We start from the raw sequence: 24,354 nt of genomic DNA, 5'->3' as shown, positions 1-24,354 counted from the left end.
AATATTATGTCTAGGTACCATGATAAAAAGCAATGATTTTGGTTTTGTAAATTGGTATTTTCGTTCGAATTGGTGTGAGTCGAAATATATACGAAGATCGGTGATCTTACGACATGACCTCCTGGCCCTGCTTCGGAAGGTATCGCTTGGGAACGGACTGGGCGATGAAATATGCCGCATATGCCATGATCGTTTTGTCGATGAGGTCAACAATTAATTGTGAAATGAGAGCACTCATCACGATATTTAGGCCAGATGCCACAAAGAGACTAGTTATGAGACTCATCCCTGCACCCGTGACTCCTCCAAATACCATGACTACAACTGGTACTGAAAAGATTACAGAGGTAAGGCCTAGAAGAATGCCTGGGACAATCACCTTTTTTGTGTTTTCGAACCATCCGTATCGTGCGAGGTAGCCGGCAACTAAACCCATTGCAATTGGTGTAAGCACAAACGCCATTTGAACGGGGTTCCCAATCATCCCGCTGATAAGATTACTTAGTCCACCTGTAAGAGCTGCTGCCCAGGGACCAACGAGAATAGCCAGGAGGACAGTTCCGATATTATCGAGAAACAGTGGTAACTTCAGTGTATTCGCAATGAAATCACCCATAGCATTGAGCCCAATTCCAATTGGAATTAGTACCCATGTTACTGTTGATGAAAAATCTGAATTGACTTGTTTTTTAACAGATCCAAAAACTCCACTCTGCTTGCTAGTGCTGTCTGGCATCATCTACCACACTGTGTAAATCCACCTTTGATTATTAAAATTACCGATTGTTGTTCTATATTGAATATGGTGCCTACATATGTTCATACCTATCACCTTACTGTCTTTCACTAATCAGTACATTTGATATATGGTCTTTACCGAGATGTAGTAAGTTGTAGTGATCACATTCCCATACTCAAGATTGACGAACTACCTGCCCTCTAAAATCGATGCACAACTGTCCTGAGGTTACTAGTGAGTGTTCTGAAAATCGAATCTGTGAGTAGTGTACAGAAAAAGCCATCATCGTTGCTGATAATTCCTTGGTAAAACGACCCAATGGAACGGCATAGCCGCCGATTGACCGACGCATTTGTCGCTGCCCTCAAACTTCGCAAGCATCCCGTGAACGCACGGACTTCAGTGATGAACTTACCGATCTTGAACTTTAGATCGAGACGCTAGGAGACGGCTCTCTGGGATTGCATCCTGCCCATACTCGTTTCATGCAATTTATTGCGTGAGCCCTGTTCAGTCGCTCACAGTGACGCACCTCGTAACCGAGTGTACTTTTGGTGTTTCAACCACAAGAAAACTTGCGTAGCGCGGTGAATGTTCGCTGGACGAAACCTCTTGGTTCGGTCACTCGGTTGTTGATTGCCTATCATAAATATCAGAAAATAATTTAATAACGACAATGGTTAGCCGCTTCCAGCCGAACGTGAAACTATGCCCTCGACGGATACCGAACTCATCTATCTCACCGTAGATATGTGGCACCCGGACTGTTGGACACTCCACGTGACACAGAAGGTCGATGCTGGTCTATTGGGGTACGAGATGACGATTCGTGAAGCCGACATCGCTGACCGCTTCAGGCTGTACCGAGTATACGGTGACTCCCGAGACGCCGTCGCGGAACTCATCGACGCCGTGGACGACACCGACCTCACCGAAGCAGTGATTATCCTGTCACCGACGGCCGCTCCCGATTCGAGAACGTTCGGTTCTATCACACAGGATATCTTGGTCGAGTTTGATCCCGCGCCGGGTACGCGAGCCGCTTTCACCTCTCGCGGTTTCATGCACTACGGACCGTCACAGCACGAGAATGGCCGGGAACGCCGAACGCTCCTCACCATCTCTGACCGAGACAGGGTGTATCAAGCACTCGAAGACATCGAGGATGCCTACGATGCTGATATCACTATCGAACGATTCACGACTTCTCACACGCCGAGCGGGATGCAAGATTTGCCGAGCGATGGGTTATCTCCTCGGCAACGAGAAGCGTTTCAACTCGCCCGGACTCGCGGCTACTACGACTATCCGAGGAATGTCACCGCACAAGACCTCGCAGACGAGTTCGGAATCTCTCGAACAACGTTTCTCGAACATCTTCGCAAAGCCGAACGGGAACTATTGACCGGAATCGAATTCCACTGACCGGCAATCCTAGTCCTCACAAACGCCAATTTTCGCCCTCCCTCCGAAGCAGCTCTTCGGCTTCATCTGCATTGCGAGACACCCGTTACTGTGAGGTACCTGCCTCATAGCGTTCCGACTTCTTCGTTGATATGCCGATGTCCCACAACCAACCGAATCCACTATTCAACCGGAATCCGTCCAGCGCAGCCGATGAGGTGAATCGTTCACAGGCCTCTCGGAGTATCGATTACGAGTACGTCTCGGTTCCGGTGTTAGTTATCGGCGCCGGTGCGGCCGGTGCACGAACTGCCATTGAGCTGACTGAGAACGGTATGGAAACGCTCGTCATCGGTAAGCGCGACCACGGCGACGCACATACGACGTGGGCTGCCGGTGGAATCAACGCCGCCCTTGGCAATCTCGACTCCGACGACGATTGGCGGATACATGCCGCGGATACGCTGAAGGAAGGCCACTTCGTTAACGACCCCATGGCCGTGGAGACGGTCACGAAGGCGATGCCCGACCGCCTGCACGAACTCGCTCGATGGGGAACTCCATTCGACCGAACCGACGATGGCCGCATCAACCAGCGGTACTTCGGCGCGCAATCGTTTCGACGAACCGCGTTCGTCGGTGACCGAACCGGAGAAGCACTCCTCGACACCCTCATCAAACGAGCAAAGTCGCTAAACATTCCCTACCGCGAAAACGTCCTTGTGACCGAGTTGCTCGCCGATGACAACCGGGTGTACGGCGCCGTTGCGGTCAATTTGGAGACTGCGAAATTTATTCTCTTCGAGGCGGCTCACGTGGTTCTCGCGGCAGGCGGGTACTCGGCGCTCTACGGTCGTCACTCGTCGCGCGACGACGAGAACACGGCCGACGGTCCTGCACTCGCGTACCGGGCCGGTGCGAACCTCCTCGATTTGGAGTTTGTGCAGTTTCATCCCACGGGGATGGTCGGTGATAGGTACAGCGACGAATGGGACGGTCGACTCGTTACAGAAGCCGTCCGCGGTGAGGGTGGTCGGCTGTACAACAGTGACGGCGAGCGATTCATGGAACGTTACTCACCGAACCAGCTCGAATTAGATGCCCGCGACGTTGTGGCTCGCGCCATCGCAACCGAAATCAGCGAGGGGCGAGGTACGGACAACGGCGGCGTGTACCTCGATATCAGCCACCGAGACGCGGCGTTCATCCGCGAACGCCTTCCCCGGATGTACGAACGGTTCCAGCGTCTCGGCGTCGATATCAGCAAACAGCCCATCGAGGTGGCTCCGACCGCACATTATTCGATGGGCGGCGTCGATATCGACTGGACGACCGGCCGAACGGCCGTTGACCGACTCTACGCTGTCGGGGAAACGACAGCCGGGGTTCACGGTGCGAATCGGCTCGGTGGAAACTCTCTCGCCGAAACCGTCGTCATGGGTAAAGTCGTCGGAGAACACATTGTAGACCTCGATGCTGAGATGCCGACAATGCCGAACAAGGTTCGGGCGCACGCCGAGCGAGTAATGCACTCACTCGTAGCGTGCACTGACACTGACGGTGATGTTTCCCCTTCTGCCCTCATCGCCGACCTCCGTGGCGTTATGGACGAACACGCTGGAATTATTCGTGATGCGGAAACGCTCTGGAGCGGATTTGAGACGATCCGTGAAATCCGGGACCGAACGACTTCGCTCCGTATCGAAGGCGGTCTTACGAGCGACGACTTCGAACTCGCTGTCGACCTTTCGTTCATGCTCACCGTCACAGAGGGGGTTCTCCGCGGTGCGCTGAAGCGGGAGGAGTCTCGTGGGGCGCACTTCCGTTCCGATTTCCCGGAGACGCACGAATCGTGGCGACAGAACATCCTTTACACTCAAACGGACACTGGCCCAGCGTTGTGGCATCGGGACGTGGCTCGACCCACTCCGGAAATCGAGTCGGCAATCGACGAAGGGTATGAACTGGAGTACCACCTTCTAGAGTAGCCGAACACTGCTGTCGCGGTTCTTTTCTCTTTTGCTTTTCAACAGTTTCGTTAGTTCTCACAGCTGGTGAGTGTGTTGAGCTTGTTCAACACTGATTTCGCCTGACTAGCTCTCTACACCCACTCGGTCACCCTTTGTGAGTGGCAACGCTATTTGAGGAGAGAGAATTTCCTACTAATATCTCGCGCCTGTGAGATTTTGTCCGCTAATTGACTCTGAACCCACTGTATTGGCAGATTTGATTCATTATTTCCCTGAAATCGCCAATACTGGTCATTCTCCGAAACTGTGTGACTTCAGGAGATAACATTTTATATCGCATCATGTGATTTATAGAATTGGAAAGTGCTGATAATGAGGGATAGAGGGACTAAATCGGGAGATCACACTGGAAGTAGTGGTGTGTGGGTTACTTCCGCCTTCGTTTCTAAGCGGAAGTGCATACACCCGGTACCCCCGAATCGATCCGTGTAATAATCGTAGTGTGAACTGCACACTCAAAACCGAATTTCGGTTCCAAATATCGCAATACCAGTGTAAGCGAAGTAGAGGCCCAAGCCGAGGATAATAGTCTGCTCGATAAGCCCATGCAAGGTCGTGACTCCGCCTAGATGGATAACCAGCATATCAGAGAGAATGACGAAAAATGCGAGGCCAAACGTGAAAACCGCCCGTCGAAGGCTGAACAACAATCCCGAGCGGTTCTCAGTAGTCATATTCCGATAGATGGCTGACATCGTTAAGTTCCTTTTCAATATCGAACACCCCTCGTCTCCTCCTGTGACTGATACGCGCTCTCTATTCAGCATGAAGCCGATTTCTGCTACATAATCTCACCAATTTCGTCTTCGTCGACCACTGTGGGGAAGGTATCGAGCATCCCGTTGTCGGTTGTGTTTTCAACTACAGCCATGTGCTTCGTCCAATTGCCGGGAGATGGATCCGGTGAGTCCCATCGTCGTCAGATACTGGCCGTACGCTGTCGCTGTAAAGCCCGGCAGTATCGGGACGTCAAGCGTGACGAGTTCGCCGAGATCCGCACTTCCCACCAACGACGTCAACATCGTCACCCCGTAGCTCATTGAGTGGTTTTGTACGCTGGTTTCCCCGGTAATTCCTTTCGACTAGTAGCATCGAACGACAGTGAAGCTATACTCCCGCCATCACATCTCGAGTCGGGTCGATACGAATATCTAGTGCTGATTTCAGCCCGTATTCGTGTATCCACCGTCGACAATGAGTGATTCACCGTTCACGTACGACGCGAGATCGCTCGCCAGGAAAACCGCTGCTCCCGCGATATCAGACGGTTGTCCGATACGCCGCGTTGGAATCGCCTGAACGAACTGCTCTAATGCATCGGGTCCGAGATCCGCATCTTCCATCATCGCCGTTTCGACACCGCCTGGGTGGATCGCATTGACGCGGATGCCGTCCGGACCGAGTCGGTGAGCGAGTGCGTACGTCAATAGGCGAACGGCTCCCTTCGATACGCAGTACGTGGTGTACCCTCCATTGCCGATGAAGCCAGCAACACTAGATATATTGATGATGGTGCCGCCGCCTCGTTCGACCATTTGTTCGCCAGCAACCTGCGCTCCGAAGAACATGCCCTTGACGTTGATGTTCATCAACTCATCGTACTCCTCGGGCGTCACGTCGAAGAACTCTTCCATCCTGAAAATGCCAGCGTTGTTCACGAGGACGTCCACCCCACCAAGCTCGTCGGCCTTCCTGACTGTCGTTTCGAGGGTATCGATGTCTGTTACGTCGCACTCGACGAATGCTGCATCGACATCCGTTTCGTTCGTGAGTAATTTGTGCGTTGGTGTTCCGCCCTCCCGAGGTGATTCCCGGACGTCTGCAACGACAACATTTGCGCCGTGCTCTGCGAACGTGCGTGCAATCCCTCGCCCGATACCACTCGACCCACCAGTTACGATCGCAGTGCGATCATCGAGAAGGTTCGACATGATTAAGCGTACACCATGGCGTCGGTCACCATGACGGTTGCGAACACGAGGAAGACAGTGTGCGGAGTGTCGCTCTTAGTATTCTCGTCAGAACCGGGAAATCTTGTTACGGTAGCAGGTTACGAGGGGCAGAATAGATCACATAGCGTCGGTGGTATCTCTTCCCCGCACGAATCATAGTCGGTGCAGAGTTGTACTCTTACCCAGCAATCGCCACGCCAATCAAACTTCCAACCCAATAGGTTAACCCAGCCGCAGCAAGTCCAATGATCACCTGTCGGAAGCCGGAGTACAAAAGACTTCGGCCAGTAAGGAGCGTAATTCCCGCTCCAATGAGAAATAGTGCTCCTGCGCTGAGGACGAGACTTCCACCAACCGCAGGTATCCCTGTGAGGAAAAAGAACGGGAGGACAGGGACAATTGCTCCGAATGCAAAGAGAATGAAGGAAGCGCCTGCAGCTTCCCACGCTGATCCACCAAGCTCCTCGGGATTAATGCCGAGCTCTTCACGCGCCAGTGTATCAAGTGCCTCCTCCTGATTGGCGACGAGCTGTGCTGCGAGTTGTTCAGCTTGTTCTTGCGGGAGGCCTTTCGCCTGATAGATGAGTGCCAGTTCCTGTTCTTCCTCTTCTGGCACTGCCGCCAGCTCCTCAGCCTCAATCGTGATTTGGCGCTGGTATAATTCTCGTGAACTCTGGACGGAGAGCCATTCGCCCATGGCCATCGAGCCAGCACCAGCAAGAAGTCCTGCTAGGCCAGTAATGAGGATCGAAGACGCAGAGAGGGCAGCACCAGCAACACCCATGACGAGACTGAGATTCGAGACCAGACCGTCGTTTGCGCCAAGCACTGCTGCACGGAGTGCATTGCCACTTGCAGAGCGGTGACGGCCTTCCAATTGTGCCAGCACGCCTCCTTCGAGCCCTCCACTCGTGGTCATCTCGATCTCGTCAAGGAGCCGTGCATGTGATTGCTCATGGCGTGGAAGATCCGTATCTTTCGCTTCCGGTTGTGTCGCATAGTCACGGCTATCAGTTCGTTCACTCGCCGTGACGATTGGAAGGACGACTGCTGGCCCAAATCGTTGTGCAAGCCAACTTAATGTTCGTGCTCGCCAACTCGGATGGCGATCGCCTGGTTGGACACCTGCTTCTTGCAGTTGTGTCTCCCAGAAGTGTGCATGCTCTTCTTCAGTGGTTGCTAAGCGACGATATACCTCTGCTAATTCTGCCCGTGATTCTGCCTCCGCAATGGCTCGATAGATGGTACTACTGTCGATCTCGGCTTGGCGATTCGCTTGATAGCGATCCACTGAGTTGTCGAACGCCATAGAACACTTCGTCAACGACCAATCTAATCAATCGGGGGGTGAACTACTGGCTCGAATCTCGCGTAGGTAGCTTTCCAGAACGGTGAGTTACGACCGTTTCTGCAGATAGAGAATCACGAGGATGAGGATGAGCAGTGCTTGGACTGCTTTGTCGAAGAGTCCGAGGGGATCAATGATATCGGGCCATCGGAGGACGAAATACGCAATGAACTGAATGCCTGTGTAAATGATCCCATCACCGTACAGCAGTGGTTGATTTACGCCGAGATAGAGCAGTACAAGTGCACCAAAGAAGCCGAGTCCAGCCAAGATGAAGAGTATTCCAATGATACCTTCATTAATATCTTCAATATCTTCATAGATATGAATCGCGCCGGTGAGAATCACGAGAACAATCCCGACATAGTCAAGGCTCGTAAGCGCTGGTTGCTGTCGAACTTGGCTACCTGATTCAGTGGTTACAGACGGTTCACAATCCCGACAAAAATAGCCGTATTGGCCGACTATCGAAGAGTCATCTGGACTCGAAACGACCTACGTAACAGGTTGAATCATCCAACGATGAGGAGGGGCGACATAAGTGTGATTCCGATTGTGAATCCAACTACAATTTCTCGGTGTCCCTGTCCTGGGAGATTTTGACCACGAGTCCGTGCTTCGGGCAGTAGTTCATATGCAACGAGAAACAGCATTGCTCCAGCGGCAAACGCGAGCCCAAATGAGAGCGTGCGACGAGCAATTTGAACGAAATAGAACGCAACGATCGCCGCGAGCGGCTGCGGCACACTCGAAAACACTGCCCACGCGACGAGTTTCCAATTCGAAATGCCCTGGGTCTTGAGCGGAATCGCAACCGCCAGTCCTTCAGGAATGTTCTGAAGAGCAATCGCCGTTGTGACAAAAATAGCGAGAATAGGAACACTGAACCCAAGAATCGATTCGCCCATCCCAAGATTCAAATCGGCGAACGAGACGCCGACCGCAACCCCCTCGGGAAAACTGTGGACGGTGAGCGTTCCGACGATGAGCACCAACCGACGGAAATCTGCCTCTGAGATAGTTTGAGGATGAAACTTGTATTCGCCAAGAAGACGGCTCGCCCCGAATACGAGCAGCGCGCCGACGACTACACCACTGGCAACCTCAACGAGTTGCCCTTGATCTACCGCCTCAGGGAGAAGACCAAAGATGGACGCCGACAGCATGATTCCGGCAGCGAAGCCCCATAACGTCACGTACGCCCGATCGCTGACATCCTCCACGAAGAAAAACGGTACAGCACCAAGTCCAGCAGCTAAATCCGTCAGGAGGGCGGCGAAGAAAACAAATACGACTGCTTCTGTTGGTGCCATCGGGTAGAAGGAGATAGTAGTACACGCGACACGTATTCAAATCTTGTCCACCGTTCCTATTTTCGGCAGTAAACAGCAGTCCCCTTCACGAACTGAGAGGTGCTGTGTCGCTGGGCCTGACACGGAAGAGTTACTGTTCTCGTGTTTCCTCTCGCCGGGGTGACAGCGGGCGCTACGAAGCACGACCCACCAGCAGTTGGTTGCCTCGACATCAATTCGGCATTCGTCTCTCCAGCGTCAGAACCTGTTTCTGCGACACAGAAGCGCGACATCGAGCGGGCCTTCGACTGCGAGGTGCGTGAGGCGTACGCTGCGACCGAATTCGACCCCATCGCAATCGAGTGTGGCCACAGAAACCCCACTCCAATGCCGACTGGGTCGTCCTCGAACCTGTCGACGAGGATTATCGACCGGTCGAACCCGGTGAGCCCTCGGAAACTGTGTTGATTACGAACCTCGGGAATCGCGTTCAGCCGATTATCCGGTATGACCTAGGCGACAGCATCACGATGTACGACGAGCACTGTCCGTGTGGAAGTGCATTTCCCGTCATCGACGTCGAAGGGCGGCAGGGTGATGTCTTCCATTTCGAGACAACAGATGGACGAGACCGTCCGGTCTTCCCGCTTGCGCTTTCGAGCGTGGTCGAAGAGGTGCCCGGGGTGCGTCGGACACAACTCATACGAACGGCGCCTTCCACCCTTCGCGTTCGTCTGGAAGTCGCGTCCGACCATGACGAAACGATCGTATGGGGACAGGTGAGTGCTGATCTCAAGGCATTCTTAGAAGACCAAGGGATTACTGACATTACTCTCGAGAGAGCGACTGAGTCACCGCAACGAGATCCCAGGAGCGGGAAATTCCGACACGTCTGGTCGGAACAGATCTAAGACAGACTTGGACGCGATTTTCCTGAAAACCTCTCTGTAGCGAACTATTTTCGCTCATTGGATCGTACTACATCCAGAGATGACCCAGAACACCACTAAAACGGTAACATCGTTCGAATCCGGTGGAATACGGTATTCTGCTGATCTGTACTTGCCGCTTCAGATTGACGGACGACTTCCGTGTATCGTTATGGGACACGGCTTCAGTGGCACGAAAGACTTGGGACTCCCTGCGTTCGCGGAGCGCTTTGCTGCGAATGGATTCGCAGTCTTAGCATTCGACTATCGGCATTTCGGGGAGAGCAATGGGGACCCTCGTCAAGTAGTCAATGTCGAACGACAGCGCGAAGACTATCACGCGGCGATTCGTCGGGCTCGAAGTCTCGGGATGGTTGATCCGGGCCGTGTTGTCGTCTGAGGAACATCTCTCGCTGGCGGTCACGTCATTGCGGTTGCTGCCGATGATCCGGAGATTGCTGCAGTCATAACCCAAGTTCCAATGCTGGATGCATTCCGGGGAATGGGATCCGAGCGAGCCCCTGTCGGGATCCTGATTTAATGCTCCTCGCGGCCGTGTATGATGCAGTAAGAGGCCAGCTTGGTCTGTCACCGTATCTGGTCCCCGTCATCGGTGACCCAGGGGGCTTCGCAGTAATACCTGAACCCGACACGAGGCCGATCATGGAACGCCTCGCTGCCAACGGATCGACGTGGCGCAACGAATTCGCCCCACGCGTTGCATTCAACCTCCCACGATACAAGGAGGGTACCATAGAACGAGTCACAGCGCCAATTCTTCTTTGTGTTGCAGTGAACGATCAGCAGGCTTTACCAGAGTTTGTGGTACAGGTCGTTGAAAAGGCCAATCGGGCTGAGATTCTTCAATATCCGGTGGGGGACTTTCAAATCTATGTGGGAAAAACGCGAGAGAAAGCTATAGTGGACTAGGTGGAGTTTTTGAACGTCATCTTATATTCAGTTCGTAGAAAATCTGAGAACAACTACAACTGTGCTCAAATATCCCTCTTCCACTGATGTTCCAGTAGGAAGCAGCAGTTCTACATTAATTACTTATTAATTCATAATAGGAATTATATAATTCCGATACGCTTGCCAGACCCTCTTAGTTCTGCTTAGTGCAACAGGAGGCAGTAGGTTTGTAAGGTTGTCACATGCTCTGCCAGTGCTAGAGCGTTTTTGGTGCTAACTCCAGAGGGTTTCGATCCGCTCAGCGACATATGCAAGCACAATTGAAAGGACATCGCGATAGTCGCTCGGAAAGTCTGCTGCTGTCGCCTGTCCTGCATTCGGTGAGGGGTGAAAGTGCGTTCGTCCGACAGGCTTTGGATGTCGGTCCCATCGGCACTCCCATTGTGTTCCATCTTGCCACTCTTCACAATAATGGACGGAAAAATCTCCGCCAATATACCACCGGATGTCGAGTCGAGCACTCTGAATGTGATCGGGAAAGAGGGATCGATCATACTCTGCGCCAAGGTTCCGAACTCGATTTGAAGACGGTTCAAACGTCACATGTGTGAACCGGTCGTCCTGCAGTAACCGTCCCCGAATTGCTCGCAAAACATCCTCATCAAGGGGACCAGTGTCAGTTTCGTCCATCCAGACTACCCAACGATTCCAGCACCGCTGAGTGTGTTTCGATCCTTTCGTGCCCGTTCAATGATCCGAAGCTCACGACGAATCGTTTTCCAGTCACCGATGTCTTCCCAGACCGTCTCAAGCGAATCATAGTCTGCTTCCGCTAGTGCGTCAATCTGTCCTGGGTCAGCAACACCGTACTGCTCACGATACGCTTGCTCTTCTGCAACTAGGGCCGAAAGCTTAGTCTCGAGTTCAGCATCGGTGTGTTCACGGCGCAGTTCGTTCGCACGAACCCATTCAAAGTAGGCATGATTTCTCTGGTATTGTTTCGGCCGCCCATCAATTGGTTCGACAATTCCACGGGCACTCAACCATTCTAAGTGTTCTCGCGCAGCTCCCTCTGAACAGTGAGCGCGGCTCGCAACGTCGTCAACGGTTGCTGGTTCGTACAATTGGATGGCTGTGTCGTAGACACGATCACGTGTCGAGGACCCCTGATCCCATCGCTGTCGCTCCTTCTCAATAGCATCTGTATCATCTGGATGACCGGGATTGGACATATGCGATCCTTCGTACCCGAAGAGTATATATTTGACCCATAGAAGAATATACTGATCTAGATTGCTGCCGAACGGGGTCAACGACTACTCGAAAGAACATCGATCGTGTCGGGTTTATCTCGTTAGTATGCCGTGGCTTCTGGGCCCCATATCCTGATTTGCATAATACCTTAGTGTTAGTGAGAATTAAAACAAAATCGATACATGAGGTAATTATTAACTAGTCACGGCATAAGATAATATCAAATGGAAACGTTCCCAATCGCCGGCCAGATCATCAACACAAAGCTCATTTTTGGTCTGACTGCCCGCGATATTGGTGAAGCACTCGTCATCCCGTTTCTCGGCCTCGGTATTGCCCAGAGTCTCGGCGCCTCGGGCGATCTCTTTCTCATTACCACCGGAATTGCGCTTGCCCTCGGAGTGGTGATTCTCCTCATCACGCCTGCTGCACAAAGCCCGCTGAGCTACGCACGAGCCTGTGTACACTATTACCTCGGAACCACCACGTACCGAAATCGTCGGACTCGACCCGCCACAGAAACAGCGAAAACTCAAGATGTGGTTGGTGTCCGCCACGCTGGCCTCGACATCGAGACAATCGAAGCGGAAGACGACTACGACTCTCATCAGTAATTCACCATGGATTCACCACCGCCTGCCACCGGTACCTCGACAGCTACTCCCGGACAGTCTACCAGTCGAGACGAAGCCGAAACCGAGACTGCTGAATCTGATTCCACGACTGCAACCGATGGATCAGCCACGACACAGCCATCCGCTGATTGCCCCACAGTACGGACAGCATTGGGGATAGCCGGTCAGGAGGTCGGAACCGATGAGGAACGGCCTGAATCAGATTTGGACGTTCTCCGGGCGATGGATGCCGCCCTCGAAGCAATTGACACGGACCTCCCAACGGCTCGTGATGAAGCACGTGCTCCAGTTCCACCTCGAAGACAAACTCAACAAGCAAACGACGACGCAAGCCCAGCTTGGCTTTGACTACGTTCGTGATGACGGCATTGCAGTCGACGATGAGGACTATATCGGACTTGTGAAAGTTCAGCCACGAAACTGGCTGACACTCAATCATGAGCAGCGTCGGCAGGTCATGAGCGACTACATTTCCTTCCTCATGGCGCTCGACTGGTCGATCGCCATTCCCTGTTATCCCCGGGAGTTCGACCTCGGTGAACAATACAACAAGTTCATTCGCGGTGGCACGAGCGTTGCTGCACGCGGTCAGTCCCCAATCCTCCAGTACGGACGTCGCTACTACATCCAGTGGGCCCAGGACAACATCGACGGCTCAGGGATCAAAACACGCGACTACTACATCGTTATTCGCGTCAACGCGTCGCAGGTCACGACAAACCTGGATACTGGAAGTGTGCTCAACCAGCTGAGCACGCTTCCGCTTATCGGCTCTGCTGGCGCAAACATTCTCAAAAGGCTTCCGTGGGTGGAGACGCACGAAAAGGCAGAAACCGAGCTCTGTATTCGCGAAGTACATAATCGCCAGCGGCGCGTCATCGACAAGCTTGGGCGAACGGACGTCGCGACTGAATTAGTCAGCACTCGTCAGGAGACGATGGAAATCCTGTACCACTACTACAATCACGTGAAACCGGAGTTCGACCGCTTTGATCACGCGACATTCTCTAAGGGGGAGATCTAACGATGGGCTCCCGTCTCTGGTCACTCATTCCAGGGTTGGAGAGTGAGCCTGGACTCGATGAAATCGATGATGAGGTTTTCGACCGGGCGACCGCCATTCTCGAAGCGAATGGGGATGAGTTGTCCAAGGAAAACATCCAGGCCCAAGCGAAACATCTCCTCGAATTCGAAGCGGCCGAGGACGGTGAGATTCGTCTCGGCGTTCTCCAAGACGGGACAGAACGCTCGCTCGCCGACCGGGATATCATCGCTCCACACGAGATCTCCGAGGAATCAGGGCTCTTAGAGTCGGGGTACATGGTGCGTGGAGGCCAGTACGTCCGCACGATGACGATCCACGGCTATCCAGAGCGCGTTCTATTCGGCTGGCTTGATGACCTCTATACAACGCACGACAATATTCGAGTCACACAGCATATCCGGCCGCGGGATTCACACGAGATTCTGCGGAAGCTCCGCAATCGCCTTACACAACTTCGGGCTCGTCTCTATCGGAAAGACGAAAAGAATCAGAGTGATACGCACGAACTCGAATCCGATCACGAGGCCGTCTCGGATCTCATCTGGGATATCATCCGGGGCGAGACGAAGCTGTTCAGCTTCGCCATCTATTTCGAGATCATTGCCGATTCGAAGCAAGAATTGAACGAGGCGACCGAACGAGCGCTCGAGATCGTTGCTAAGGCGAATACAGAAGCCGTCCCACTCGAGAAACGGCAGGTCGAGTCACAGGACGCTCTGGCGCCACTTGGGAGTGACCCGATCAAAGCCACCCAACTCATGCAGGAGACAGCTGTCGCAACGATGTTCCCTTTCATTGAGCCAGCGTTGGCGGATAACAAGGGCATCTACTACGGATTCGACGGGACGCATACCCCCGTTCTCCTCGATCGCTACCGGTTCTCCTCGTATTCGAAAGTGATTGCTGGTGAGATGGGCTCTGGGAAGACGTTCGCCGAGAAATACGAAATGTTTCATCGCATGATGATGGATCCAGAAATTGAGCTCCTCGTCCTGGATCCACTGGCTGATTTCGTCGACTTTACAGAGGATCTCGGTGGGCAAGTGATCCGCTTTGGTGGCGAAAACACGATCAATCCGCTCGAGATTCGTCGTGGAATAGACGACGTCGTCAAAGATCCGTTTCTCAAGAAGTACCGGTCGGTCATGGAGTTATTCCAACTGCATTTTGCTGCAGGTGACGGCCAAGCCCTTTCAAATGAGCAAGAGGGGATTCTGCGGCGTGCCGTCTTGCTGTCCTATTACCAGTACGGAATCACCGAAGACCCAGCCACGCACGAAAACACGAGCCCGATTATCGGCGATATCATCGATATCCTCGAACACATCACCGATGGCGATGATCCCACTGAGTTCCTCGACTATCATCCTGATGCCGACAAGCGACGAGTTGCCTCGAAAGTGCAGGATATCGCTGATCGGTTCCGAGAGACGGACGAGCGGCTTGCCTACCAATTGTTGCTCGGACTCGAAGCCTTCCAAGAGGGTGGTGAGAACGCGAATCTGAACGGCCGGACGAACGTCGAACTCGACAATCGGCTCGTGACCATCGATATGTCGATGTTCTCCGATACGGGACAAGCCCCGTTGTTTATGCACGTCATGTTCGACTGGATCTACCAGCGAGCTCAAAGCAGCGATCGGCGGACGCAGGTGACGATTGACGAAGCTCATTATCTCTTGCGCCGAGCCGCCACGACAGATCTGATCGACCTATTCATTCGACATAGTCGCCACTTCAACACTGGCCTGACCTTGATCTCCCAGACGGTGGATGAATTCCTTGTCGAGTCCACCGAACAGTCCGCGGACGCACTGGAGAAAGCCCGCGAAATCTACAACCTCTGCAACATCAAGCAGATTTTCCGGCACGAATCGGTGAGCGAGGAGATGATCGCTGCCCACGATCTTACCCACAACGAACAGCGATTCATTGCCTCCGCGCAGACCGGTGAAGACGGAACCCACTCGGAGAGTTTGCTGCTCGTCAATGACTGGAAAAAGCGCATTCAACTGCACGTGGATGAGTTTGCTGTCCACGTGCTCGATGAAGATATCGACCCGTGGGAGTACTTGGTCGAGCAGAATGCGCTCGACACGAGCGATGTCTCCTACCTGCTTGCGGACGGACGCGCCGAGGAGTACGATATTCCTCAATCACTGCTTGAACAGGCTCACGAATCCACACCACCCACCAGCTAACGCGCAAAATTACAGGAATCACTTCACCACCCATGACAACCACCCGTCGCTACATTCGAATCGAACCAGCCCACGAACGTGTCACACCCTCCGATATCATCTCTCGTCTCGCCGGCCTGCGCAAACTGAAGTCCGGCTGGAAGGTCAAATACGATCCGCGGAAAAATGCCCCGACGTTCGAATTCCTCGCACTTACCCAAGGGAATCAAACGCCGGTGCGCTTCTATCTCGGTGCCACTGATGAATCGCTCTTGTCGACAGTCCGTTCGGAGTTAACTACTGCATATCCGGCGAGTTACAATCTATCGGAGGAAGAACTCACGCTTCCCGAGGAACTGCTCGGGACGTCCGCGGAGAACATCAACACGGATAGCGACGAAGATACTGTCGAGTCCCAATCCGTTGATGATGCGCGATCGGAACTATTGAACCGGTCGCCAATCGCGACTCGGTGGCAGGGCGTGGCAACGCGCACTGACGATTGGATGACACCGATCACACAGTATTCACAGCTCCACGCGACACATAATGGCGACAGTGCATCGGCAAAATCCCCGCTTGCAACGGCGGTTGAGCGGCTTGCGAACGCGAGTGCCCCCACCGTTTTGCAAGTGCTCTTCACTCGGTATGCGGACTGGGAGAAAGCGGCCAACACTCGCAAGGAGAATATTCAGACGAAACGTGATGGATTTGTCCAGACCACGAAGACCAATTTCAGAGATATGCTTCGGGGCTATGACGAGGAAGAGATTCGCGATCGGCGGCGTGGCCGAGATGCACCACAGATCGGGGAGAATATCGGCCAATCACCAAACGCCACAAGTGGAGGAGCTGCCTCCCGGCAAGCACTCATCGACCAGAAAAACCCGTCCCAGACGTTTCTAGTAAACATGCGCGCAGCGGGGGTTCCACCCTCTGACGCTACCGAGACGACGATCGGAACGGTAGAGAGTGAGGTCGACGCGCTTGCGAACGCGTTCAATCATCTCGATGGAGCGTACTATGAACTGGACGGGAAGCGTCTTACGAAAGGGCTGACCAATATTCGTGACCCTGCAAAGAAAGAGCTCAAACGACTGCTCGATCGGTCGCTCAAAATTTCACGCCAAGGACGGAAGCGCCCGCAGCTCATTTTGAATGCAGACGAACTTGCTAATTTCGTGGCTGTGCCGAGTGCCCATGCATTGACCACAGAAGGTGCTCGTGGTACTCGCGGCAAAGAGCGGCTCCGCCAGCCGTTGTCACTCCCAGCACCGGAGATGCTAGACCGATTATCAGCACCCGGAATGGCGATTGGTCTGCCGCTCAAAGATCGAAACCAACCTCTTGATGACGCGGTTTACGTTCACATATCGAAACTCATCACTCACTATCTTCGTGCCGCCTCGACTGGCTCCGGGAAGTCGAAAAGCGTCTTGAATGATATGCTGACACTGAGCGAGCACGTCGGGGGGCCAACGGTGTTACTTGAGTCGAAAGGCGATGGGATGGTTGAAAATTATCTGAAAGCCCATTACGCAAAATTCGGCACGCTGGATAACGTCTATCACTTTGATGCGCCGGATATGCTCCTAGCCTTCTCGTTTTTCGATATCCGTCCTAAGCTTGCGATGGGCCGCCGCCGTGAAGATGCAATCCAGGATACCGTCGAGCACTTTCACGAAGTCATGCGGCTCATTCTCGGGAAAGAAACGCACGATCGAGCATTTGTTGCGAACGAGATCTTGACATTCTTGATCAAAGCGCTGTTTGACAAGGAGTACGGACAAGATGCGTTTAGTCTCGATACGCTCATTGAGGCCGTGTATCAGATGCGCCATGAACGCATCATCCCGGAAATTTGTACGGAGAATGCCCACATCGAGCGGGCGTTACTCCAACAGTGTCAGCTGGACGAGGCGCAGTTCCAGCAGTCAATGGGTGGGGCTGCGAATCGATTGAACAAACTGGTCGAACTCGAACACCTTTATCAGATCTTCAATCACGTTCCTGAGTGGGACGACGAAGCCAACGAATACACTGAGAACGTCTTCGACTTTCGGCACTTCCTCGATGAAGATGCAGTGATTCTGTTCGACATCGGTGACTTGCGTACTGACTCGCGCAACGCGTTGACGATGGTTCTGTTGAGTAACCTCTGGGATGCGGCGCAGGGATGGTCCGATGAGAGCAGGACAGGCGAGGAAGAACCAATGGCGAGTGACGAGAAGATTGCGAACGTCATCATTGAAGAAGCGGCAGCGGTCGCAACATCAGAACTCGTCTATGAGGAATTCTTGCCTCAAGGCAGGGGCTTCGGTGTGAGCCTTGGTCTGATCATGCAATACCCCGATCAAGTGAACGATCACAGTCGGTCGAATCGACCGTATAAAGAGATTTTGAACAACGTGAAGACGAAAATCATCGGGAACATCGAGGTTGACGATACTCTCGCGAAATCGATGGCCCATGAGAATTTGTCTAAACAAGACCTCAGCAAGCGGATACAACGGTTGCCGTCTGGCGAGTGGATCGTGCAACTTCCAAGTCCCGGCTTTGGCGAAACAGATCCCACGACATTCTCACTCGCACCATTACCAATTCCAGAGGGCCATCCGGAAAGTGATGAGCCACTTGCCGGTGATGCGCGCCACCTCTTTGAGGAAATGGCCCGTCCGCAGGTCAGACGCCGAACCCAGACCGAATGCAGCATCCCCGATCGTCCGAGCAGAATCGGGCATGTTGATGCACGGGACACACTTGTGGAGATGGGTGATGAGGACACTGCAGGCACAGACGGGTCTCAAGAGCACACAGCCGACGCTGAAGCTGCCGACGGTGGTACTCCAGCCGAGACACCCTTCTTCGGTGCAGGCAGTGTGAGTGACGACACAGGCACAGCTCCAGACGGCGAGGTCCCAACGGGTATGGGAGACACACCAGCCAGCGACCGACCGAGTGACGAACAGGATTTCGGAGGTGCTTCCATGTTCGGCGCTCCGACGACGGAGCAGTCACCACCCGAAGACCCACCGAGCTCCACATTGTCCGAGCAGACAGAAACGGGTACCCAGAATGGACATAGTAGCGAAGGAGAGACGGGAACCACAGACGCAGGCGAACAGCCGAGGGATACGGACGACGAGACCGAACGATCAAGTGATGCTGCACTCTCCGAGCACGTCCACTACGATACAGATGTCGACGGCTACGTCTGTGCTCTCTGTGGTACCGAGTATACAGACGCGGAGAAGCGACGAGCAAGCGCCTGCTGTCAGTTCGCATTCAAAGACGAGGTCTTCGTTGCTGCTCGTCGGGCGCACAAAACGACTGATTCTACCAGTAATCTTCTCGATCGACTCCGGAAAATCGCTGTCCATGCCGAAGACTATGGCATCGAAATCTCCCTCCAAGAGTTTGCATCGCTTGATTCGTCTGCTACCGAGTCCGCCACAACAACTGCTGATGAATCGGGACAGCCCCATGAATCCGAACGCATTCTCGTTTCAGGATCGAAAGCATCGGGGCATTTTAGCGACGCAACAACCGATATTCCAGACGAGACGCTTCGGGCAGAAGGCGTAACGCGTGATGAAGCAGCGTTCCTCGGGCTCGTGCTCGACGCGATGAACCACCAGGTCGAGGGGTATTCACTCTTAGAGAGCATGAGTGCACTTGAAGAACCGTTTTCTACTCTCGATATCGAGACACTCAAAGAGAAGGACTTCATCGAAGAACATCGGTCATTCTGGCAGACATACTATACAGTGCTCCCTGCCGGTCGAACGTTCCTCGATCGCTCACTGGACGTCAATCCTGGAGTCGGCGATCTCGGTGAGAAAACGCCCCATAAGGCTGGTGTTGTCTTCCTTAAAGCGTGGCTCACCCAACAGGAAGACGTTGCGCGAACAGAGGTCTATTACCAGCCTGCAGAAGATACCGTGTTTGACGTTGCTGGGTTCACTGCTGCGGACGAACTCATCTGGGTAGGCGAGGTCGAAACTCCGAGCAACAATCCCGAAGCATTGCTGGCTGATTACGAGAAGCTCGCGACCGTCGACGCAGCAGCTGTCTGGGCGTGTGAAGACAAAGAGTTCCTCCTCAAGGCAATCGAGACGCTCACTGATGCTGGGAATCTTGACATCTCGCTGAGTGCAACCCAGAAACGGACGATTAGCTCGTTACGAGCAGCGATCGGCGGGTACGACGATCCAGGGATGGCAGCTCTTCACACGTTTCGAAGTCTGAAAGCCGAGGTGAAGGTCCCCGAGAACCCATGACTCCACCCTGGCGAGCAGCATCTCGTGACGACCTTCACACTTACTATACGGAGAGTTTTCCAGCCCATATCGATGCGCTGCCGTCATTCATTACCGAAGTGGGCCCGAAGGAGTACGCTATCGCGTTCCATGAGGCGTACCCCGTTCGGAAGCAGGGCGCGCCCGATCGGACGTTTATCCGTTGGGAGACATGCCAGACCAACAAGTCTGGCGATCAACTCGCAGAGCAGTTCGATTCAGTAGACGAGCTGATCGAGTTCATTCAATATCCAGCTCGGCACGACCCGCTCCAAGGGAGTAACTATGCGCTCGCCGATCCGGATCTCCTCGAACATCCGGAACCACGACCCGACGCCGTGTATTATGCGCTCGATCATTGGGAACGTTCGTGGGTGCTTGCAGTCGATATCGATGCGAAAGACATCGCAGCACAGCGAGCAGCATCCGGCGCAGAACTGACCGCCGAATCCACGGACTCAGTCGATTCTGACCAACTTCGAGAGACAAATATTGTTGACAGTGCCCCCGAGGGCTATCCGTATGCGTTCGCGGATATCGAGCAAGCCCTGGAGTATGGGTTTGCTGTCCAGGAGATTTTCGAAGATGACTTCGCGGCTACAGAAACGATGGTTGTGTACTCGGGACAAGGGTGTCACGTCTACCTGCTCGATACCGACCACAAACACCGCTATGACGAACAGAGTCGCGAAGTGATCAACGATCTCCTGCTTGAAGAGTATGAGATCCCGATCGATCCTGTCGTTACGGCCGACCGACGCCGTGTAATGCGCCTGCCATACTCACTCCACGTCGATGTCTCCCGTATCGTCCAACCGATCGAGAGCCCGGATTTCGACTTTCGGACGGAGGCCATTCCCAGTTTCTTTTCCACATGACCCGAAAGATACCGCTAAACGACGACTATACCGCCTATCGCGTAGCAGCACTGCCTCGCGATGAAGATCAGTTTCAGCTCACACAGCTATTCGAGCGTGGCTATCAGCACTGGATGGTCGAGGGGACACAAGAAACAGAGAAATTGCTTGCAGACATAGAGCGGTTCACGTGCGACGCCTTCACGCCAAGCACGCGTCGGAAGGCCGCAGAGCGACCGTATGTTGACGACCCAGGGATGCTCGCCGTTCTCGTGACTCTTGGTGCGATCTGTATCATGGATCATCCCAAACTCGATGATACGCCGCCTCAGCGTCTCGCTCTGCTCGGTGATCTGCGTGAACTCTATGTGAACAACATTGCCTCACTCGTTTGTGAATACGAGGATTGGTCGCTCCACCAGGAGATCGCAGAAATCCTCTATGCGAAAAAGAATGGCGAGGACGGGCCCCATCCTGGTCGAGTCTGTACCGATATTACGACACGATCCGAATTCGGTGATGGATATTATCTCGAAATTCCACTCGTCGCTGCCTCGCGGAAGTGCTTGGCGCGGACAGATCGTGATGGTGACCAGCAGGGCGAGATCCAAGCGTACGTCGCAGACAACAATCTGTATGTCCCTGTCTCGGATTTTATGCAGAAGTATCGGTCGTATGCCGAGGATGCGTTTGGACGACTACTCACTGCCCAGGAAGAAGCACTTACCACAGAGCAACGCAGCTGGCTGACTGCAAACGAGTCAGCAATCACAGACCGGATCAACCGGTTTTTTGCCGCCGGACAAACTCATCGTATCTGGAAGAACTGGAGCCGCCAGAAACAGCGACTCCGGACGATCATTAACGCTGTTCAGGCGGCGGACGACGATGTCGCCTGCATCGGCCAAACACATACCGCACGCGAACTCTATGCCGCTCTTGAGGCATACGAACCTACACAATCGTGGGAGCAGCACGTATGTGACGCCATTTCGACGCCACGCAGTCTCGGTACAATTCTCTCCACGAACCGGGATCATCCAAGCGTCACGGTCGAAGACGATCGCTTGAACCGATATACGCTCACTCAGTATAGCGATGGCGTACAACCCATCCACGTCGACGATCTTGAGGATCTCTTCGAACTCCCCTGTCTGGCGGCGATGGATGAGCGGCTGCAGGAGAAAAAACCCGTCCGGAAAGACCTGTTCAATCTCGTGCGGATGGCATGGTGGTTGCCCCAGTATCGAAACGCTAGCACAGGAGAGTTTATCAAAGATATGAAAGACCTGTTCTCCCGGTGGGCCTGGTATGATGAGGAAACGACGGAGTACCAAATTCGATACGAACTTGAGAACGATATTGGTGGTGAGATCCCCCTCCAGATGAATTGTTCGAACGATGATATGCAGCGCTATTGCATCGGACGCGACCAGTGTCCATACTCGATCTATGGCAGTCTTCCGTTCCCTAACGAAATGTAAGAGCAACTCGATAGTCGGTCAGAGTAGCCATCGCGATAGGCTCCCGTTGGGGGTCGCTTTCCACTGTTGTATCACATTGAATACCTACTGCTTGACTTCTATTTCGGAGTGCTTGTACTACCGGTTTTGCAAATACGAATTAGCTATTCTGTGCAAAGAATTTAGCCGTCTGAGCCGTTTTCCGGCCTCTATTTTCATATAGCAAATCTAACCCGTTTCATATAGCATGAGTAACAAGAGTAGACCATTTAGCGTTAAATACAGAATTCGACGACTAGAAGGCTTAATGCGGTGCATATATCTCTGAGAAGTGTCAAAATCAGTTGCATATAACAAATAACGGCCTGAGAGAAGCCCTACGTTATTATATGCAAATCTAACGCCGTCATATTGCTTTGCGCACCTCCAAAAACGTCCAAAGTAATAGGGGGGTACGAAGAACGAACGGGACAAGCGCAACCGGGGGAAAGCAAGCGGAACGAGAAAGCACAGTAAATCGTGGAACTGTCCGCTAGATGATTGTGAGTGAGCCGAGCACTCTGGGCGCTGAAAAACGGCGTGGCGATGCGACAGCACAGAAGAACAATGAGTAGTCAAACAGCGGCTAGTACTAGCGTGATTGTGACCAATGGGTTCCCTCAAATGAATCTTCAGAATACATATATTGAGAAAGAGGATGTGTATTTTACTGGTAGTCGATCAACGGATGCTACGATCGATTGAATCGAAAGACACCCGTCTCCTGAGCAGCATGAAATCGTGATCGCTTATCGTCTTCTATCAGAATATGCACCATGAGTAAAATGCAAATAGTACGTCTCGAGAGGAGAAACGACTGAGGCGTGAAGAAGGATTGAGTGGCATGCGAAGTGACCGATCTCTTACCACCACGAGTTAGTGTTCGGAAACCCGCTATGGCATACCCGTGGAGAATTGCCCCCTCGATCAGTAAGGAAATAGTTCCTCGAGGTAAGAACTATATCCTACAAACTCTAATAGCCAATATGGCCGATTCACCCACCGACGGACCACCTCCCTTCGAGGACGCGTTCAGCGGCGACGACGTCGAACAGCAAATCTATGGGACCGTCCTCCAGACGCGCGAGCCAGTAACGGCGAGTGCAATTGCAGACCAAATCGACTGTGACCCAAAGACTGCCCGGAAATATCTCAACTGGTTCGCGGATCTCGGGATCGTCACCCAACACGATGGGCATCCAGTCACCTACGAACGCAATGACGCCTATTTCGAGTGGCGACGCATCAATCAGCTTGCGGCACGCCATTCGCTTGAGGAGCTTCAACAGCGCGTGCGTACGTTGACGACAACGATCAAAAGTTACGAAGACGAGTATGACGTTGCGTCCCCAGCAGACGTTGATGCACTCGCTGTTGTCGAGACGAGTGTCGACACGTCAATCGATGACGTGTACAGTGATCTCGCCGATTGGATGACTGCTCGCCAAGAGAGAACACGCTATGAACGAGCCCGACAGCAACGTGCTGGTGCCACTGACCACGAACAAGCTTCTGGATAGCAATGGTACCGCCAACTGGCGATGGGAGCAGTCCTGCACCCATCGATCGACCAATCCTTGAGTTTCTACAGACGAGACTCAGCGCCACACAGCAAGTCGAACAGGCAGTCATCACTGATGCGAATGGCCATCTCGAACTTCGCGTTACATTCGCCCAGCCGTATTATCCAATGTTGGTAGATAAAGCGACGCTCGCTGTCCGGTGGTATACAAATGACGACTTCAAAATCCACTATCGAGAAGTGCACGCTGACAGCGCCTGGGAGTGTCGCTGGGATCGCCATCGGAATCCGCACAATACACGAGATCATTTCCATCCACCCCCCACCGCTCCAACGCTTGGCGAGGATGTGTCGTGGCCAACCGATCATCGCGATGTCCTAACGCTCATCCTTGACGAGATCGAACAGCGGATCACGACGCTGTGGGACGAATAGGCGTTAAGACCGCCGCCAAC

Annotated in this window: 22 protein-coding genes; 13 read left to right on the top strand and 9 right to left on the bottom strand. The window is 53.3% G+C overall.

The window, feature by feature from the left end; genetic code table 11:
• Positions 1-106: 106 nt before the first annotated feature.
• On the bottom strand, positions 107-739 hold the full coding sequence (locus tag LIX15_RS29500; protein ID WP_227778553.1) for an ECF transporter S component: 633 nt from the start codon (positions 737-739) through the stop codon (positions 107-109).
• 708 nt (positions 740-1,447) lie between these two features.
• Here LIX15_RS29500 and LIX15_RS29495 point away from each other — a divergent pair.
• Together LIX15_RS29495 and LIX15_RS29490 are read left to right on the top strand one after the other, a co-directional pair.
• On the top strand, positions 1,448-2,164 hold the full coding sequence (locus tag LIX15_RS29495) for a helix-turn-helix domain-containing protein (protein ID WP_227778552.1): 717 nt from the start codon (positions 1,448-1,450) through the stop codon (positions 2,162-2,164).
• A gap of 137 nt (positions 2,165-2,301) precedes the next feature.
• Positions 2,302-4,131 (top strand): L-aspartate oxidase, encoded by a 1,830-nt coding sequence (locus LIX15_RS29490; protein ID WP_227778551.1) that lies wholly within the window; start codon positions 2,302-2,304, stop codon positions 4,129-4,131.
• A gap of 497 nt (positions 4,132-4,628) precedes the next feature.
• Here LIX15_RS29490 and LIX15_RS29485 read toward each other — a convergent pair whose 3' ends face one another.
• From LIX15_RS29485 to LIX15_RS29460, 6 genes are all read right to left on the bottom strand, one after another.
• Complete coding sequence (locus LIX15_RS29485) at positions 4,629-4,847, bottom strand: hypothetical protein (RefSeq protein WP_227778550.1); 219 nt, start codon at positions 4,845-4,847, stop codon at positions 4,629-4,631.
• Positions 4,848-5,030: 183 nt separating this feature from the next.
• Positions 5,031-5,213: a hypothetical protein gene (locus LIX15_RS29480; protein WP_227778549.1), complete on the bottom strand. Its 183-nt coding sequence runs from the start codon at positions 5,211-5,213 to the stop codon at positions 5,031-5,033.
• Between the two features lie 123 nt (positions 5,214-5,336).
• A complete protein-coding gene (locus LIX15_RS29475) occupies positions 5,337-6,104 on the bottom strand; it encodes an SDR family oxidoreductase (RefSeq protein ID WP_227778548.1) in 768 nt (255 codons plus the stop codon).
• 199 nt (positions 6,105-6,303) lie between these two features.
• Positions 6,304-7,434 (bottom strand): VIT1/CCC1 transporter family protein, encoded by a 1,131-nt coding sequence (locus tag LIX15_RS29470; protein WP_227778547.1) that lies wholly within the window; start codon positions 7,432-7,434, stop codon positions 6,304-6,306.
• A gap of 87 nt (positions 7,435-7,521) precedes the next feature.
• Positions 7,522-7,941, bottom strand: coding sequence for a DUF7475 family protein (locus LIX15_RS29465; RefSeq protein ID WP_425556823.1), 420 nt, complete (start codon positions 7,939-7,941; stop codon positions 7,522-7,524).
• Between the two features lie 44 nt (positions 7,942-7,985).
• Positions 7,986-8,786, bottom strand: coding sequence for a ZIP family metal transporter (locus LIX15_RS29460; protein ID WP_227778545.1), 801 nt, complete (start codon positions 8,784-8,786; stop codon positions 7,986-7,988).
• Between the two features lie 341 nt (positions 8,787-9,127).
• Between LIX15_RS29460 and LIX15_RS29455 the strand changes: the two genes are divergently transcribed.
• From LIX15_RS29455 to LIX15_RS29445, 3 genes are all read left to right on the top strand, one after another.
• Positions 9,128-9,676, top strand: a complete 549-nt coding sequence (locus LIX15_RS29455) for a phenylacetate--CoA ligase family protein (RefSeq protein WP_227778640.1) — start codon at positions 9,128-9,130, stop codon at positions 9,674-9,676.
• 79 nt (positions 9,677-9,755) lie between these two features.
• Positions 9,756-10,094, top strand: coding sequence for an alpha/beta hydrolase (locus LIX15_RS29450; RefSeq protein WP_227778639.1), 339 nt, complete (start codon positions 9,756-9,758; stop codon positions 10,092-10,094).
• A 140-nt stretch (positions 10,095-10,234) separates the two neighbouring features.
• Entirely contained in the window at positions 10,235-10,624 is a 390-nt protein-coding gene (locus LIX15_RS29445; protein ID WP_227778638.1) for a hypothetical protein, read from the top strand.
• Positions 10,625-10,879: 255 nt separating this feature from the next.
• Here the strand turns inward: LIX15_RS29445 and LIX15_RS34085 are convergent, their stop codons facing one another.
• Positions 10,880-11,296: a toxin-antitoxin system TumE family protein gene (locus tag LIX15_RS34085; RefSeq protein WP_486327137.1), complete on the bottom strand. Its 417-nt coding sequence runs from the start codon at positions 11,294-11,296 to the stop codon at positions 10,880-10,882.
• 5 nt (positions 11,297-11,301) lie between these two features.
• Entirely contained in the window at positions 11,302-11,838 is a 537-nt protein-coding gene (locus tag LIX15_RS29440; protein ID WP_227778637.1) for a DUF7342 family protein, read from the bottom strand.
• A gap of 246 nt (positions 11,839-12,084) precedes the next feature.
• On the opposite strand from LIX15_RS29440, the gene LIX15_RS29435 reads away from it, so the two are divergent.
• The 8 genes from LIX15_RS29435 (at position 12,085) to LIX15_RS29400 (ending at position 24,334) form a co-directional block, all read left to right on the top strand.
• Positions 12,085-12,474, top strand: coding sequence for a PrgI-related protein (locus LIX15_RS29435; RefSeq protein WP_227778636.1), 390 nt, complete (start codon positions 12,085-12,087; stop codon positions 12,472-12,474).
• Between the two features lie 202 nt (positions 12,475-12,676).
• Positions 12,677-13,519: a TraC-like domain-containing protein gene (locus LIX15_RS29430; RefSeq protein WP_227778635.1), complete on the top strand. Its 843-nt coding sequence runs from the start codon at positions 12,677-12,679 to the stop codon at positions 13,517-13,519.
• 2 nt (positions 13,520-13,521) lie between these two features.
• Entirely contained in the window at positions 13,522-15,741 is a 2,220-nt protein-coding gene (locus LIX15_RS29425; protein ID WP_227778634.1) for a VirB4 family type IV secretion system protein, read from the top strand.
• 32 nt (positions 15,742-15,773) lie between these two features.
• Positions 15,774-20,000 (top strand): hypothetical protein, encoded by a 4,227-nt coding sequence (locus LIX15_RS29420; RefSeq protein WP_227778633.1) that lies wholly within the window; start codon positions 15,774-15,776, stop codon positions 19,998-20,000.
• Positions 19,997-20,896 carry a bifunctional DNA primase/polymerase gene (locus LIX15_RS29415; protein ID WP_227778632.1) on the top strand — a complete coding sequence of 300 codons (900 nt, stop codon included), beginning with the start codon at positions 19,997-19,999 and terminating at the stop codon, positions 20,894-20,896. Before LIX15_RS29420 ends, LIX15_RS29415 begins: the two co-directional genes overlap by 4 nt.
• Positions 20,893-22,359 carry a primase-associated protein gene (locus tag LIX15_RS29410; protein WP_227778631.1) on the top strand — a complete coding sequence of 489 codons (1,467 nt, stop codon included), beginning with the start codon at positions 20,893-20,895 and terminating at the stop codon, positions 22,357-22,359. The genes LIX15_RS29415 and LIX15_RS29410 overlap by 4 nt, the downstream gene beginning before the upstream one ends.
• 1,004 nt (positions 22,360-23,363) lie before the next feature.
• Complete coding sequence (locus LIX15_RS29405) at positions 23,364-23,897, top strand: DUF7342 family protein (RefSeq protein ID WP_227778630.1); 534 nt, start codon at positions 23,364-23,366, stop codon at positions 23,895-23,897.
• Positions 23,898-23,899: 2 nt separating this feature from the next.
• Positions 23,900-24,334 (top strand): toxin-antitoxin system TumE family protein, encoded by a 435-nt coding sequence (locus LIX15_RS29400; protein WP_227778629.1) that lies wholly within the window; start codon positions 23,900-23,902, stop codon positions 24,332-24,334.
• Positions 24,335-24,354: the final 20 nt, after the last annotated feature.

This window comes from Haladaptatus pallidirubidus (assembly GCF_020700235.1).
Classification (GTDB): Archaea; Halobacteriota; Halobacteria; order Halobacteriales; family Haladaptataceae; genus Haladaptatus; species Haladaptatus pallidirubidus.
The sequence above is the reverse complement of the archived record's forward strand: the minus strand, read 5'-3'. Positions and strand labels throughout refer to the sequence as shown.